Genomic DNA, 15,125 nt, shown 5'->3' with positions numbered 1-15,125 from the left:
ATGCAGACCATCGGCATACAATATCGGGCAGTACTCGCCATCCTGACAGGGGTCATGGCTGGATCGGCCGTCGCCGACGAGCCCATCCGCCTGGATGTGGAGGACGTGACCCTCCCGGAGGTCAGACGGCAGGTAGAGGCCATCAATGGCCCCACAGCCACCGACGATCCCATCACCACCGCTACCACGACGGCACGGACCGTGTTCATACCGATTCAATACGCCGACGCCAACGAGCTCGCCCGCCTGCTCGAAAACGCACAGACCCGCGTCGATCCGCGCACCAACACCCTGATCATCAGCGGCAGCGAATCCGCCATCGCTCGTACCCGGAGGCTGGTCGAACGGCTCGACGTACCCGTCCAGCAGGTCCTCATCGAGGCACGCATCGTGATCGCCAGTGATGACTTCAGTGATGAAATCGGGGTGCGCTTCAACGCCCAGCGGCAGAACCGGACCGGCGACACCACCATCGAAACGGGTGGCACGCTCGACGAGGATGGCCTGATGGTGGACCTGCCCGTCGGCAATGCGGCTGGAGGCGCCGGGGTCGCGATCGGCAAGATCGGCAGCTATCTGCTCGAACTCGAGCTCTCGGCAATGGAGAGCGAGAATGAGGGTGAGATCATCTCCAGTCCACGGGTGGTCACCGCCAGCCATCGGGAGGCCGCGATCAAGCAGGGTGTCCAGATCCCGTTCGAGCAGGCCACCTCCAGCGGCGCCACCAGCATCGCGTTCCGTGAGGCCGTACTGGGGCTGGTGGTCACCCCACAGATCACGCCCGATGGCGAGGTACAGCTCGCGCTTGAAATCAATCAGGACAGTCGCGGCGAGGAAACCCCGGAGGGCCCAGCGATCAATACCCAGGCAGTGCGCACGCATGTCCTCGTCGCCGATGGCGAGACGGTGGTGCTGGGCGGCGTGTTTGAGCAGACCCGGCGCGAGGGGGTCAGCCGGATCCCGGTGCTCTCCGAACTACCGCTTGTCGGCGGGCTGTTCCAGCGCCGCTCCAGCGTCAATGATCGCAGTGAATTGCTGATCTTCGTCACGCCCCGCATCCTCGATGCCACGACCACCGGGACAAAAACGATAGACTCTGCACCATGACCATGACCATGACCAAGCGCGTATTCCTCATCGGCCCGATGGGCGCGGGTAAGAGCACGATCGGCCGGCGCCTGGCGGCGCGGCTGCGTCTATCGTTCGTGGATCTGGATGCCGCGATCGAGGCGCGGACCGGAGTGGATATCCCACGCATTTTCGATATCGAGGGTGAGGCCGGCTTCCGGCGCCGGGAGGCGGAGTTACTCGACAGCCTGACCCAGCAGTCCGGCATCCTCCTCGCCACCGGCGGCGGCGCCATCCTCGATGCCGATAACCGCCGCCACCTCAGCGAGCGCGGTCAGGTCGTGTATCTGCGGGCCAGCGTACCCGCGCAGCTTGCCCGAATACGCCACAGCAACCGCCCGCTGCTACGCGACGAAGACCCGGCGGGCCGTTTGCGCGCGATCCTCGCGGAACGGGCCCCACTCTACGAGGCGCTGGCCGACATCAGTATCGATACAGAAGATGGTTCGCCGGAGCGGATCGCCGAGCGACTCGCCCAGCGACTGCTGAAAACGGAGCTCTCCCATGAAGGATGAACCCCGCCGCGTGGAGGTCGCGCTCGGCGAGCGCCGCTATTTGATTGTCATTGGTCGTGGCCTACTGGATGACCGCGAGCTGTTACGCGACTGCGTCAGCGCCGACGAAGTCATGGCAGTCAGCAACGAAACCGTTGGCCCGCTCTATCTGGAGCGACTGGAATCGGCGTTTGCCGCCCGGCGATTCGCGAGCGCCTGTCTGCCGGACGGCGAACACGAGAAACGACTCGAATCGATGCTGCCGGTCTTTGACACGATGCTGGTCAACGGCCTGAGCCGTGACTGTCAGGTCATCGCCCTGGGTGGGGGAGTCATCGGCGATCTTGCCGGTTTCGTCGCCGCGACCTACCAGCGCGGCGTCGATTTCGTACAGGTGCCGACGACGCTGCTGGCGATGGTGGACTCGTCAGTCGGCGGTAAGACGGGCGTTAATCATCCCCGCGGCAAGAACATGATCGGTGCCTTCCACCAGCCACGTGCAGTCATTGCCGATCTGGCGGTGCTCGACACACTCCCCGATCGGGAGCTCCGCGCCGGTATGGCGGAGGTTATTAAATACGCACTGCTCGGCGATCGCGATTTCCTCGACTGGCTCGAGGCGCATATCGACGCAGCGATGGCCCGTGATCCAGCGGCGATGGCATTCATCATCGAGCGCTGCTGTCGCAACAAGGCGGCGATCGTCGCCGCCGACGAGCGCGAGTCGGGCGAACGGGCGCTACTCAACCTCGGTCATACCTTCGGCCATGCCATCGAGGGCGCCCGGGGTTATGGTGACTGGCTGCATGGCGAGGCGATCGCCGCGGGCATGTGCATGGCAGCCCGGATGTCGGCCCGCCTCGGATGGATCAGCGCTGCCCAGCGTGACCGCGCGATCACATTGGTCGAACGCGCCGGACTGCCGATACGGGCACCGGACGATATCGGCCCGGCCCGGTTCCGCGAATTCATGGCCCGGGACAAGAAAAACCGCAACGGCGAGCTTCGGCTGGTGTTGTTACGCAACCTGGGGGATGCGACCGTCACCGCAGATTACGATCCCCGCGCACTCGAGGCAACGCTGGAGGCCGTCGGCCATGAATGACCCGACCCAGGATCCCCTGGGCCTCGCGCCCTATGCCTGCCGTCCATCCACGAGTCGTGGCCGCCTCCATGAGGACACCCGACCGGACCTGCGCAACGCCTTCCAGCGCGACCGCGATCGGATTATCCACAGTTCGGCCTTCCGACGCCTGGAGTACAAGACGCAGGTGTTCGTGAATCACGAGGGCGATCTGTTCCGGACCCGCCTCACCCACAGTCTGGAGGTGGCGCAGATCGCGCGGACAATCGCCCGGGCACTGGGCCTCAATGAGGACCTCACCGAGGCGATTGCATTGGCACATGACCTCGGTCATACCCCTTTCGGTCACGCTGGACAGGCAGCACTCAATGACTGCATGACCGATTACGGCGGGTTCGAGCACAATCTGCAGTCACTCCGCGTGGTGGACCAGCTCGAGGCCCGCTATCCGGATCATGACGGTCTCAACCTTACTTTCGAGACCCGGGAAGGGCTCGTCAAACGTTGCCCACTGGCCAACGCCGAACGGCTTGGCGCGGTCGGGCAGCGCTTTCTCGATGGCACCCAGCCGGCGCTGGAGGCGCAGCTCACCAATATCGCCGATGAAATCGCCTACAACAGCCACGACGTCGATGACGGCCTGCGCGCCGGGCTGCTGGACCTGGATGCGCTGCGCGGCGTGGAATGGATCGACACACTGTACCGGCAGGTCGAGGCCGGACACCCGAAACTTGGCGGCCGTCGGCGGGTCTATCGGATAGTCCGCGAGCTGATCGCTGGTCAGGTCAACGACCTCCTGGCGACCAGTCGCGAGCGCATCGATCAGGCCGGACCGGACAGCCCGGCAGCGGTCCGCGCCCTGCAACAACCACTGATCGGGTTCAGTCCTGGCATGTATGCCCGACACCGCGCCCTCAAGGACCATCTGATGGAAAATCTCTATCGGCACTATCGCGTCCACCGTATGACCACGAAGGCGGATCATGTCATTCGCGCCCTGTTCCAGCGCTTCATGAATGATGGCCAGCTACTGCCCCCCGGATTCCGGACAAGCGCAGCAGATCAGTCTTCGCCGGAGAGCGAACGCGGTCGGGCACGAGTGATCGCCGACTACATCGCGGGCATGACAGATCGCTTTGCCCTCGAAGAATACGAGCGTCTCACGGACCCGAGGAAACTTACCTGAGATTGCCGCAAAACGGCGCCCGCGCTATATTGTCTAATCATTTGCCCGCTGACATGGAAGTCGCAGACTGATTGAGGACGTCAAACGCTGGCGCCGCCGGAGGCGTTGACGACATCCCGTCCCGACAGGATCCGAACGGATGAAAACGCCCAATCCCAGCCAATAACAGAGAGGCAGTTCGCGTGGAGCAACTACCCTTTAACGGCCCGACGCTATATCGGCCCGAGTTCGAGCGAGACAACTGCGGTTTTGGCCTGATCGCGCATATGGACGGCCAGCCCAGCCACTGGCTACTGGAAACGGCCATTTCCGCGCTGGCGCGGCTGACGCATCGCGGCGCGGTCGCCGCCGATGGCAAGAGTGGTGATGGCTGCGGTCTGCTGATCAAACCGCCGATCGCCTTCATGCGCCAGGCGGCCGCCGATCAGGGCATCGCGCTGAATGATCGATTCGCGACCGGCTGCGTCTTCCTGTCCCGTGACGAGGCGACGGGCCGTCATGCCCGATCCGTGCTCGAGCATGCGCTCGCCCACTACGAGGTGCCCGCCGCCGGATGGCGGGAGGTGCCGGTGGATACCAGCGCCTGTGGCGAACAGGCGCTGGAGACCCTGCCGGAGATCGCCCAGGTGTTCGTCAACACCCCTGACGACATGGAAGAGTCGGAGTTCGAGCGCCGCCTGTTCATGGCGCGCCGGCGTGCCGAGAAGGCGCTGGATGGCGTTGATCCGGCCTTCTATATTCCAAGCCTGTCAGCGCGCGTGCTCTCCTATAAGGGTCTGGTCATGCCGGAGAACCTGCCGGTGTTCTACAAAGACCTGCAGGATCCCGCCCTCGAGACCTCGCTGGCGGTCTTCCACCAGCGCTTTTCGACCAACACCCTGCCGCAGTGGCGGCTGGCCCAGCCGTTCCGGTATCTCGCCCATAACGGCGAGATCAACACCATCCAGGGTAACCGCAACTGGGCCCTCGCCCGGGCCTATCGGTTCAGCACCCCACTGCTGCCCGACATCGAGGCGATCCAGCCGCTGGTCAATCTCACCGGTTCGGATTCCTCGAGCCTCGACAACATGCTCGACGTGCTGATTACCGGTGGCATGGACATCTTCCGCGCCCTGCGCCTGCTGATGCCGCCGGCCTGGCAGAATGTCGAGACCATGGATCCCGATCTGCGCGCGTTCTATGAATTCCACTCCCAGCATATCGAGCCCTGGGACGGGCCCGCCGGCATCGTTCTGACCGACGGCCGGCACGCCGCCTGCGCGCTCGACCGCAATGGCCTGCGCCCGGCGCGCTGGGTGATCACCAAGGATCGGCACATCACGCTGGCCTCCGAAGTGGGCGTCTGGGACTACGACCCCGATCAGGTGGTCGAAAAGGGCCGGCTCAAGCCCGGTGAAATGCTCGCGGCGGACACCGAGACCGGCAACCTGATCCTGCCTGAAGACGTCGACGAGCGGCTCAAGAACCGCGCGCCCTACAAGCGCTGGCTGGCCGAGCACTCCCGCGATGTGCCCTCGGTGGACGGCGCCGGCGATCCGCGCGAGTCGCGCATCGGTGATCAGCTGGACGCCTATCAGAAGCAGTTCGGCGTGACCTTCGAGGAGCGTGACATCGTCACCCGCGCCCTGGCCCAGGGCGGCCAGGAGGCGGTCGGCTCCATGGGCGACGACACGCCGATGCCGGTGCTCTCGCGCCAGGTGCGGCCGTTATATGACAACTTCCGCCAGCAGTTCGCCCAGGTGACCAACCCGGCGATCGACCCGCTGCGCGAGCAGATCGTGATGTCGCTCGAGACCGTATTCGGCCCCGAGAAGAACCTCTTCGAAGAGGTCGAGGACCATGCCCGGCGCCTGGTGCTCGACTCGCCGATCCTCTCCGACGGCAAGTTTCTCGGCCTGATCGAGGAGCACCGCGACGGCGAGCGCGTCCACCACATCGACCTTGGATTTGCCACGGACGGTTCGCTGGAGGCGGCCATTCACGCCATCCGCGACGAGGCGGCCGAGGCCGTCCGCGGCGGTGCCACGCTGCTGGTGCTCTCCGACCGCGAGCTTTCCCGCGATCGCATCCCGGTGCACGCACTGCTCGCCACCGGTGCGGTTCACCATCACCTGGTGCGCACCGGTCTGCGCTGCGACACCAACCTGGTGGTGGAGACCGGCACGGCCCTCAACAGCCACGAGTGCGCGGTGCTGATCGGTTACGGCGCGACGGCGGTCTACCCATATCTGGCCTTCGAGGTGGTGCAGGATCAGCTGCGTACCGGCGAGATCAAGGGTGCCGAGCTCCCGGACCTGCTGCGCAACTACCGCAAGGGCCTGAACAAGGGGCTCTACAAGATCCTCTCGAAGATGGGCATCTCGACGATCACCAGCTATCGCGGTGCCCAGCTCTTCGAGATTGTCGGCCTGGGTGACAGTGTGGTGGACCTGTGCTTCACCGGCACCACTTCACGCATCCAGGGCGCGGATTTCGCGGACCTCGAGGAAGACCAGCGCAGTCTCCACGAACAGGCCTGGCGGGCCAGCGTGCCCCTCGCCCAGGGCGGGCTGCTCAAGTATGTCCATGGCGGTGAATACCACGCCTACAACCCCGATGTAGTGGCCGCCCTGCAGGAGGCCGCCTACACCGGCGATTACGAGCGCTACCAGGCCTATGCCGAAACGGTGAACACACGCCCGGTGGCCGCCATGCGCGATCTGTTCCAGGTCACAGACCGGACAGCGATCCCGCTCGATGAGGTCGAGCCGCTCGAGAACATCATCCGCCGCTTCGACTCGGCCGGGATGTCATTGGGCGCGATCTCGCCCGAGGCCCATGAGGCCCTGTCGATCGCCATGAACCGGCTCGGCGGGCGTTCCAACTCCGGCGAGGGGGGCGAGGATGCCCACCGCTTCGGCAACGAGCGGATGTCCAAGATCAAGCAGGTCGCCTCGGGCCGGTTCGGCGTCACGCCGCATTACCTGCGCAACGCCGAGGTGCTGCAGATCAAGGTCGCGCAGGGCGCCAAGCCCGGCGAGGGCGGACAGCTGCCCGGTCATAAGGTCAACGAGATGATCGCCCGGCTGCGCTACTCGAAGCCCGGCGTGGCGCTGATCTCGCCGCCGCCGCATCACGACATCTACTCCATTGAGGACCTCGCTCAGCTGATCTACGACCTCAAGCAGGTCAATCCCCAGGCGCTCGTCTCGGTGAAGCTGGTGGCGGCGCCCGGTGTGGGCACCGTGGCGGCCGGCGTGGCCAAGGCGTATGCCGACCTGATCACCATTGCCGGCCATGACGGCGGCACCGGCGCCAGCCCGCTGACCTCGGTCAAGTACGCCGGAACGCCCTGGGAGCTGGGTCTCACTGAAACCCATCAGACGCTGCGCGCCAATGATCTACGCGGCAAGATCCGGCTGCAGACCGATGGCGGGCTCAAGACCGGGCTCGACGTGATCAAGGCGGCCATCATGGGGGCCGAGAGCTTCGGCTTTGGCACCGCGCCGATGATCGCGATGGGCTGCAAGTACCTGCGCGTCTGCCACCTCAACAACTGCCCGACCGGCGTGGCGACGCAGGAGAAAGTCCTGCGCACCAAGCATTTCATCGGCACGCCCGAGCGGGTCGCCAACTACTTCACCTTCGTGGCGATGGAGACACGGGAGTGGATGGCGCGGCTGGGGATCCGCTCGCTCGAGGAACTGATCGGCCGGGTCGATCTGCTCGAGCAGCGCGCCCCCGAGACCTCACGCCAGGCGAAGCTCGATCTCTCGCCGATCCTCTCCGACGGCGGACTCGATCCGGACAAGCCCACGCACTGCATCACACCCAGCAATGTGCCGTTCGACCGTGGCGAGCTTGCCGAGCGCATGGTGGCCGACGCCCTGCCGGCCATCGAGTCCGCATCAGGCGGTGACTTCGAGTATGCAGTGCGCAACGACGACCGCTCCATCGGTGCGCGGCTGTCCGGCGAGATCGCGGTCCGCCACGGCAACCTGGGCATGAGCGGCTCGCCCGTCCGACTGCATCTGTCCGGCAGCGCCGGGCAGAGCTTCGGTGTCTGGAATGCGGGTGGCCTGAACATGTACCTCGACGGCGACGCCAACGACTATGTCGGCAAGGGCATGGCCGGTGGCAAGCTGATCATCCGTCCGCCGAAGGTCAGTGGTTTCGCGAGTCAGGACACCACCATCATCGGCAACACCTGCCTCTACGGCGCCACCGGTGGCAAGCTGTTCGCGGCCGGACTGGCGGGTGAACGGTTCGCGGTCCGGAACTCCGGGGCGCACGCCGTCGTGGAAGGCGTCGGCGATCACGGCTGTGAGTACATGACCGACGGTGTCGTCTGTGTACTCGGGTCCACCGGACTCAATTTCGGGGCGGGCATGACCGGCGGCATCGCCTTCGTGCTCGACATGGATAACCAGTTCGTCGACCGCTACAACCATGAGCTGATCGATATCCGGCGCGTCCAGACCGAGCCGATGACCGCCCACCGGGAATTCCTGCGCGATACCATCGCTGAGTATATCGACGAGACGGGATCGCCCTGGGGTCAGGAGATCCTCGATAATTTCCGGGATTACGTCGGCTGTTTCTGGCTGGTCAAGCCGCGGGCTGCTGACATCAACGAAGTACTGAGCACGCTGCGACAGGCAGCCTGAGAGAGCTATGGGTAACTACTTTCAGTTTATCGACGTCCCCCGGCAGGACACCGAGAAAGAGCCGGCCCGGGCAAGGGTCCAGAAATTCACCGAGATCTACGGTGACTTCAGCACCGAGCATGCGGCCGCCCAGGCGGACCGCTGCGTGGAGTGCGGCAACCCGTACTGCGAATGGAAATGCCCGGTCCACAACTACATTCCCAACTGGCTCAAGCTAATCGCCGAGGGCAATCTGTTTGAGGCGGCCGAGCTATCGCACAAGACGAACACGCTGCCCGAGGTCTGTGGCCGCGTCTGCCCCCAGGACCGGCTCTGCGAGGGCGCCTGCACACTGAATGACGGCTTCGGCGCCGTCACCATCGGATCGGTGGAGAAATACATCACCGACGAGGCGTTCAAGCAGGGCTGGCGCCCTGATATGACCGGGATTGTCGCCACCGGTCGGCGCGTCGCCGTCATCGGGGCCGGTCCCGCGGGTCTGGGCGCCGCCGACATCCTCGTGCGCAACGGCGTCGAAGCGGTGGTTTTCGATCGCTACCCCGAGATCGGTGGGCTGCTGACCTTCGGCATCCCCTCGTTCAAGCTGGAAAAGGAAGTGATCGCCAAGCGCCGCGAGATCATGGAGTACATGGGCGTAGAGTTCCGCCTCGGCGTCGATGTCGGCACCGACATCAGCTACGAGGCGCTCGAGCGCGAGTTTGACGCGGTCTTCCTCGGCATGGGCACCTATACCTACATGCGCGGCGGTTTTCCCGGCGAGGACATGCCGGGCGTCTATGAGTCACTGCCCTACCTGGTCTCCAACGTGAACCGCATCATGGGCTTCGAGAAGAGCCCCGATGAGTTCATTGACATGGCCGACCAACGGGTCGTGGTGCTGGGCGGTGGCGATACCGCGATGGACTGTAACCGGACCGCGCTGCGCCAGGGCGCCACCAGCGTCACCTGCGCCTATCGGCGTGACGAGGAGAACATGCCGGGCTCCCGGCGGGAGGTTTACAACGCTCGCGAAGAGGGCGTCGACTTCCAGTTCAACCGCCAGCCGGCGGAAATCGTTGGTGACGGCCGGGTCGAGGGCGTCAAGGTCGTCACCACACGCCTTGGTGCTCCCGACGAGCGCGGTCGCCGACGCCCGGAGACGGTGCCCGATAGTGAGGAAATCATCCCGGCCGATCGAGTGATCATGGCATTCGGCTTTCGTCCCAGCCCCCCCGAGTGGTTCGATGATCACGGCATCGGGGTCGATGAGCGGGAGCGGGTCCGCGTTAAAAAAGGCGGCAAGCACCCCTTCCAGACCGACAATCCCAACGTGTTCGCGGGCGGCGATATGGTGCGCGGATCGGACCTGGTGGTCACAGCCGTCTATGAAGGCCGCGAGGCCGCCAAGGGCATCCTCGCCTACATGGGCGTGTAAGGCGGTCATGTCCGATGAGTGAGCTCGATAACGACCGTCTGCTTCGGGCACTGGTCCGGGAACCGGTGGATCGCACACCGGTGTGGATCATGCGTCAGGCCGGACGTTACCTGCCGGAGTATCGGCAGATCCGCGAAGAGGCCGGTAGCTTCATGAATCTCTGCCGCAACCCGGAGCTGGCCTGCGAGGTCACGCTCCAGCCTCTGCGGCGGTTCGATCTGGATGCGGCCATCCTATTCTCTGACATCCTCACGGTGCCCGATGCCATGGGCCTTGGCCTTTATTTCGAGCCGGGCGAAGGGCCGCGCTTCGAGCACACCGTCCGCGATGCGGCGACCGTCGATCGTCTGCCGATCCCGGATGTGGACAGCGAACTGCGCTACGTGACCGATGCGCTCAGCCGCGTACGGCGGGAGCTGCGGGGCCGCGTTCCACTGATCGGTTTCGCCGGCAGTCCGTGGACCCTCGCGACCTACATGGTCGAGGGCGGCAGCAGCAAGGACTTCCGGCATATCAAGGCACTCGCCTATGATCAGCCGGCGGTCATGGAGCGGCTGCTGGATAAGACCGCGCGGGCGGTCACCGCCTATCTCAACGCCCAGATCGAGGCGGGTGCCCAGGCCGTCATGATCTTCGATACCTGGGGTGGATCGCTCGCTCACGACGCCTATCCGCAGTTCTCGCTCCGGTACGCCCAGCAGATCATTGACGGTCTGATCCGCAACCGTGAGGGCCGGCGCGTACCGGTCATCTTCTTTACCAAAGGCGGTGGTATCTGGCTCGAGACCATCGCCGAAAGCGGTGCCGACGCGCTGGGCATCGACTGGACGCTGTCAATGGACGAAGCGCGGCGCCGGGTGGGCGATCGCGTGGCCCTGCAGGGCAATCTCGATCCGAGCATCCTGTACGCGCGTCCCGAGGTCATCCATCGCGAGGTTGAACGGGTACTGCGGGAGTTCGGCTCCGGTAGTGGTCATGTCTTCAATCTCGGTCACGGCGTGCATCCCCAGATCCCCCCGGAACATGTCAAAGCCATGGTCGATGCCGTCCGCTCGCTGAGCCCGGCGTGGCATGACTAGGCAGAATCCCCGCATACTCTCCGCCGGCGTGGTTCTGGTCCGCGCCGAAAATGCCGCCTGGCGGTTCCTCCTACTGCGCGCGTATCAGTACTGGGATTTCCCCAAGGGCGGCACCGAGACCGGCGAAACCCCCCTCGAGGCCGCCCGCCGTGAAGTCGCCGAAGAAACCGGCATCACTGAGCTTCACTTCAACTGGGGAGATGACTTCACCGAGACCGGCCCTTATGCGCGCGGTAAAGTCGCGCGTTATTACCTGGCAGAGACACCCACCCGTGAGGTGGTCCTCGGCATCGCCCCGGATCTGGGCACGCCCGAGCACCACGAGTGGCGCTGGGTGGACCAGCAGACGGCCTACCGCATTACCGCGCCACGGGTGCGGCGGGTGCTCGACTGGGCGACTGCCCGACTGCCCGATCATCCGACTGGCTGAGCCCCCGACGAAAGGAGGGATTCAACCGTGAGCAATCAACCGTCCAACGGCCCGAGCTATCCCACTACCCGTCCGCGCCGCTTGCGCCGGGATGACGCCACCCGACGACTGGTGCGCGAGAACCAGCTGTCGGTCAACGACCTGATCCAGCCACTGTTCGTCATCGACGGGCATGACCGCAGCGAGCCGGTGCCCTCGATGCCCGGCGTCGAGCGACTCACTATTGATCGGCTCCAGGCCGAGGCGGCACATCTCGCGGCCCTGGGGATTCCCGCCATCGCGTTATTCCCGGTGACACCCGCCAACGCCAAGAGCGCCGATGCGGCGGAGGCCTGGAATCCGGACGGGCTCGCTCAGCGAGCGGTCCGCGCGATCAAGGACCACACCCCCGATATCGCGGTGGTCACCGATGTCGCCCTCGATCCGTTCACCATCCATGGTCAGGACGGCCTCCTCGATGCAGACGGCTATGTCGCCAACGACATCACCCTCGACGCCCTGGTCAGTCAGGCGCTCTCGCATGCAGCGGCAGGCGCTGACATCGTCGCCCCGTCGGACATGATGGACGGCCGGGTCGGGGCCATCCGCCGGGCGCTGGAGGCCGACGGCCACACCGAGACCCGGATCCTCGCCTATGCCGCGAAGTATGCCTCGGCATTCTACGGGCCCTTCCGTGATGCGGTCGGCTCCGCCGGCAACCTGGGCGGCGGCGACAAGCGCACCTATCAGATGGATCCCGGCAATGGTCGCGAAGCGCTGCACGAGGTTGGACTCGATCTCTCGGAGGGCGCGGACATGGTGATGATCAAGCCCGCCATGCCCTACCTCGACGTCATCCGACGGGTTCGCGAGCGCTTTGATGTACCGACATTCGCCTACCAAGTCAGCGGCGAGTACGCCATGCTGAACGCCGCTTTCGATAACGGCTGGCTGGACCGCCAGGCCTGTGTCATGGAGGCACTGCTCGGTTTCAAACGGGCCGGTGCGAATGCCATCCTCACTTATTTCGCGCGGGATGTCGCCGGCTGGTTGGCCGAGCGCTGACAATCCCGCCCATCGGAGGTCACCATGGATTTCTATGCCGTTTTCGGTCATCCCGTCGGTCATTCACTCTCGCCCCGCATCCACGAGCTTTTTGCCCAGGAGACAGCGCAGCAACTCGAATACACCCGGCGTGAACCGCCGCTCGATGGCTTCGCCGACGCCATCGCGGCGTTCCGCGCGGAGGGCGCCCATGGCGCCAACGTCACCGTGCCATTCAAGGAAGAAGCCTGGTCACTGGCGGATCAGCGCAGCGATCGTGCCGAGCGGGCCGGTGCCGCCAACACCCTGATCTTCGGCGACGCCATCTATGCTGATAACACTGATGGCGAGGGCCTGATCAACGATCTGCGCAACAACCTCGGCGTTGGTCTGGCCGGCAAGCGCATCCTGATCATCGGTGCCGGCGGTGCCGCCAGCGGCGTCCTCGCCCCACTGCTGAACGAAAACCCTGCCAGCCTGGTGGTGGCCAATCGCACCGCGGAGCGGGCGCACACGCTTGCACAGGCCTTCGCCAATGTCGGCGCCGTCGACAGCTGCGGCCTTGATGATCTGACGGGTGAGCGCTTCGAGGTGGTGATCAATGCCACGTCCAGCGGGCTTGAGGGCGATGTCCCGATGCTGCCGTCGAGTATCGTCGCCGACGGCGCGACGGCCTTCGATATGCTCTACGGCGCCGAGCCCACGCCGTTCCTGCGCTGGGCCGAGCATAACGGGGCATTCCGCACCCGCGATGGGCTCGGCATGCTGATAGAGCAGGCCGCGGCCGCGTTCGAGCTGTGGCGTGGAATCCGGCCCAGCACGGCACCGGTGATCGAGGCACTGCGTAACGACACCCGGCCCTGAGCCGCACCGATGGTCGAGGCGAGTGCGACCCCGGATTCAGTCATGGTCCTGCTGGTGGGCGGCGTTACGCTGCTCGCCATCCTGCTGCGCCACCTCTGCGCCCAGCTGAGGTTTCCCGCCCTGGTCGGCTATATCCTGATTGGACTGGGGCTGCGTCTGAGTCACGACGTCATTCCGATCATGGACCCGGCTGTGCGCGGCGCCTTCGATCTACTCGCCGCCCTCGGGCTCGTCGCCCTGCTGTTCCGGGTAGGTCTGGGCAGCAACCCCCAACGCCTCCTTGCGAAACTGCCCGGCGCGAGCGTGATCTGGCTGATCAGCGTGATCGTCTCGGGCGGCGTCGGCTACTACGCCGCCCGTTGGATCGGGTTCGATATGGTTCCCTCGCTGGTCGCCGGCGTCGCCCTGACTGCCACCAGCATTGGCGTTGCCCTGCCGCCCTGGCAGGCAGCGGGCGCGCTCGGTAGCGAACAGGGCTCTCTGGTGCTCGATGTCGCCGAACTCGACGATATCTCGGGCGTTGTCCTGATGGCGCTTCTGCTTGGCATCATCCCGACGCTGACCGCCGGTAACGGCGTAGCCTGGGGTGGCGTACTCACCACCGGTGCGGGGCTTTTGACGAGTCTCGCGGCATTCGCGGCCGGTTGCTACATCTTCGCCCGTTGGCTGGAGCCACCGCTCACGCGGGCACTCGTTCAACATGAACGCGCTCCGGCGCGAATGCTGATCGTGGTCGCGATGGGCAGCCTCATTGCAGCACTCGCGGGCATGCTCGGCTTTTCGCTGGCGATCGGTGCCCTGTTCGCCGGCCTGATGTTCAGCAAGGCGCCGCGGCGAATCCATCGGGACCGCGCCTATATCGTGCTCTACGACTTCCTCTCGCCGTTTTTCTTCATCGGCATCGGGCTTAAGCTCGAACCGGCTGCCCTGACCGGCGCGCTGGGCGCTGGCGGTCTCTTACTGGTGGCGGCAGTGCTCGGCAAGGTCATCGGAACCGCGTTGCCGGCCCGGCTCGTGGCGCCCCGCGGCAGCGCACTGGTTATCGCGGTGAGCATGGTGCCGCGGGCAGAGATCGCAATGGTGATCGTTGATCAGGCCGGACGCTACGGCTCGGAGGTGGTCCCACCAACGCTGTACGGCGCCATGACGATGGTCACACTGGCAACCTGTGCGCTGACGCCAGCGGTCGTTGAGCGTTTACTGGCGGCGCAGCCGACCGGGCCGCCCGATGCGAATGGGCCCAATCAGGTATCCGCGGGCCGGTGACGTCCCATCAGGCGGACGTAGTGATCAGCGGAATAGGCGAGCTGCTCGCGCTCGCGATTGCCCAACGCCCGCACGGGCCGCGCCGGGCTGCCGAGATATAGATACCCGCCGTCGAGTTGTTTACCCGGCGGCACCAGCGCACCGGCGCCGAGAATCGCCTCGTCGCCGACCACGGCACCATCCAGCACCATCGCCCCCATCCCCACCAGGACTCGGTCACCGATCGTGCAGGCATGGATGACTGCCCGATGGCCGACGGTCACCGCCTCGCCGACGATTGCCGGATGACCGGACTGGTGCGGTCCCTCATGGGCGACGTGGACGATCACGCCGTCCTGGATATTACTGCGGGCGCCGATCTCGATGCGGTGCACATCGCCCCGCAGTACCGCCGTCGGCCAGACCGAGACTGAATCATGGAGCGTGACATCACCGATCACGACCGCACTGTCATGGACCCAGGCCGTCGCCGGGATGCTGGGTTGGGTGCCTTGATAGGTCTCGATCATCG

General features: G+C 65.3%; 12 protein-coding genes. 11 read left to right on the top strand and 1 reads right to left on the bottom strand.

The window, feature by feature from the left end:
• From pilQ to SPICUR_RS01395, 11 genes are all read left to right on the top strand, one after another.
• Complete coding sequence (pilQ, locus tag SPICUR_RS01445) at positions 1–1,107, top strand: type IV pilus secretin PilQ (RefSeq protein ID WP_023365313.1); 1,107 nt, start codon at positions 1–3, stop codon at positions 1,105–1,107.
• The gene (gene aroK, locus SPICUR_RS01440; RefSeq protein ID WP_335324081.1) at positions 1,104–1,643 is read left to right on the top strand and encodes a shikimate kinase AroK; all 540 of its coding nucleotides are present in this window, start codon (positions 1,104–1,106) and stop codon (positions 1,641–1,643) included. Before pilQ ends, aroK begins: the two co-directional genes overlap by 4 nt.
• Positions 1,633–2,727 carry a 3-dehydroquinate synthase gene (gene aroB, locus SPICUR_RS01435; RefSeq protein ID WP_023365309.1) on the top strand — a complete coding sequence of 365 codons (1,095 nt, stop codon included), beginning with the start codon at positions 1,633–1,635 and terminating at the stop codon, positions 2,725–2,727. The genes aroK and aroB overlap by 11 nt, the downstream gene beginning before the upstream one ends.
• Positions 2,720–3,892 carry a deoxyguanosinetriphosphate triphosphohydrolase gene (locus SPICUR_RS01430; protein WP_023365307.1) on the top strand — a complete coding sequence of 391 codons (1,173 nt, stop codon included), beginning with the start codon at positions 2,720–2,722 and terminating at the stop codon, positions 3,890–3,892. The genes aroB and SPICUR_RS01430 overlap by 8 nt, the downstream gene beginning before the upstream one ends.
• A 182-nt stretch (positions 3,893–4,074) precedes the next feature.
• On the top strand, positions 4,075–8,538 hold the full coding sequence (gene gltB, locus SPICUR_RS01425) for a glutamate synthase large subunit (protein ID WP_023365305.1): 4,464 nt from the start codon (positions 4,075–4,077) through the stop codon (positions 8,536–8,538).
• A gap of 7 nt (positions 8,539–8,545) precedes the next feature.
• Positions 8,546–9,952: an FAD-dependent oxidoreductase gene (locus tag SPICUR_RS01420; protein WP_023365303.1), complete on the top strand. Its 1,407-nt coding sequence runs from the start codon at positions 8,546–8,548 to the stop codon at positions 9,950–9,952.
• Between the two features lie 14 nt (positions 9,953–9,966).
• A complete protein-coding gene (gene hemE, locus SPICUR_RS01415) occupies positions 9,967–11,031 on the top strand; it encodes a uroporphyrinogen decarboxylase (RefSeq protein WP_023365301.1) in 1,065 nt (354 codons plus the stop codon).
• Positions 11,024–11,461, top strand: coding sequence for a bis(5'-nucleosyl)-tetraphosphatase (locus tag SPICUR_RS01410; RefSeq protein WP_041381564.1), 438 nt, complete (start codon positions 11,024–11,026; stop codon positions 11,459–11,461). The genes hemE and SPICUR_RS01410 overlap by 8 nt, the downstream gene beginning before the upstream one ends.
• Positions 11,462–11,488: 27 nt before the next feature.
• Entirely contained in the window at positions 11,489–12,505 is a 1,017-nt protein-coding gene (gene hemB, locus SPICUR_RS01405) for a porphobilinogen synthase (protein WP_041381562.1), read from the top strand.
• A 24-nt stretch (positions 12,506–12,529) separates the two neighbouring features.
• Entirely contained in the window at positions 12,530–13,348 is an 819-nt protein-coding gene (aroE, locus tag SPICUR_RS01400; RefSeq protein ID WP_023365295.1) for a shikimate dehydrogenase, read from the top strand.
• 9 nt (positions 13,349–13,357) lie between these two features.
• Positions 13,358–14,614: a cation:proton antiporter gene (locus SPICUR_RS01395; RefSeq protein ID WP_051373224.1), complete on the top strand. Its 1,257-nt coding sequence runs from the start codon at positions 13,358–13,360 to the stop codon at positions 14,612–14,614.
• Here SPICUR_RS01395 and SPICUR_RS01390 read toward each other — a convergent pair.
• On the bottom strand, positions 14,593–15,123 hold the full coding sequence (locus SPICUR_RS01390) for a gamma carbonic anhydrase family protein (RefSeq protein WP_023365291.1): 531 nt from the start codon (positions 15,121–15,123) through the stop codon (positions 14,593–14,595). The genes SPICUR_RS01395 and SPICUR_RS01390 overlap by 22 nt on opposite strands.
• Between the last annotated feature and the right edge of the window lie 2 nt (positions 15,124–15,125).

Origin of the sequence: Spiribacter curvatus, assembly GCF_000485905.1 — a bacterium.
Taxonomy (GTDB): Bacteria; Pseudomonadota; Gammaproteobacteria; order Nitrococcales; family Nitrococcaceae; genus Spiribacter; species Spiribacter curvatus.
The sequence above is the reverse complement of the archived record's forward strand: the minus strand, read 5'-3'. Positions and strand labels throughout refer to the sequence as shown.

What these genes read in the sequence shown, in the direction of transcription:
- aroB (WP_023365309.1), top strand. Translation starts at nt 1,633, where the DNA reads ATGAAGGATGAACCCCGCCGCGTGGAGGTCGCGCTCGGCGAGCGCCGC.
- aroK (WP_335324081.1), top strand. Translation starts at nt 1,104, where the DNA reads ATGACCATGACCATGACCAAGCGCGTATTCCTCATCGGCCCGATGGGC.
- pilQ (WP_023365313.1), top strand. Translation starts at nt 1, where the DNA reads ATGCAGACCATCGGCATACAATATCGGGCAGTACTCGCCATCCTGACA.
- aroE (WP_023365295.1), top strand. Translation starts at nt 12,530, where the DNA reads ATGGATTTCTATGCCGTTTTCGGTCATCCCGTCGGTCATTCACTCTCG.
- hemE (WP_023365301.1), top strand. Translation starts at nt 9,967, where the DNA reads ATGAGTGAGCTCGATAACGACCGTCTGCTTCGGGCACTGGTCCGGGAA.
- SPICUR_RS01390 (WP_023365291.1), bottom strand. Translation starts at nt 15,123, where the DNA reads ATGATCGAGACCTATCAAGGCACCCAACCCAGCATCCCGGCGACGGCC.
- SPICUR_RS01395 (WP_051373224.1), top strand. Translation starts at nt 13,358, where the DNA reads ATGGTCGAGGCGAGTGCGACCCCGGATTCAGTCATGGTCCTGCTGGTG.
- SPICUR_RS01410 (WP_041381564.1), top strand. Translation starts at nt 11,024, where the DNA reads ATGACTAGGCAGAATCCCCGCATACTCTCCGCCGGCGTGGTTCTGGTC.
- SPICUR_RS01420 (WP_023365303.1), top strand. Translation starts at nt 8,546, where the DNA reads ATGGGTAACTACTTTCAGTTTATCGACGTCCCCCGGCAGGACACCGAG.
- SPICUR_RS01430 (WP_023365307.1), top strand. Translation starts at nt 2,720, where the DNA reads ATGAATGACCCGACCCAGGATCCCCTGGGCCTCGCGCCCTATGCCTGC.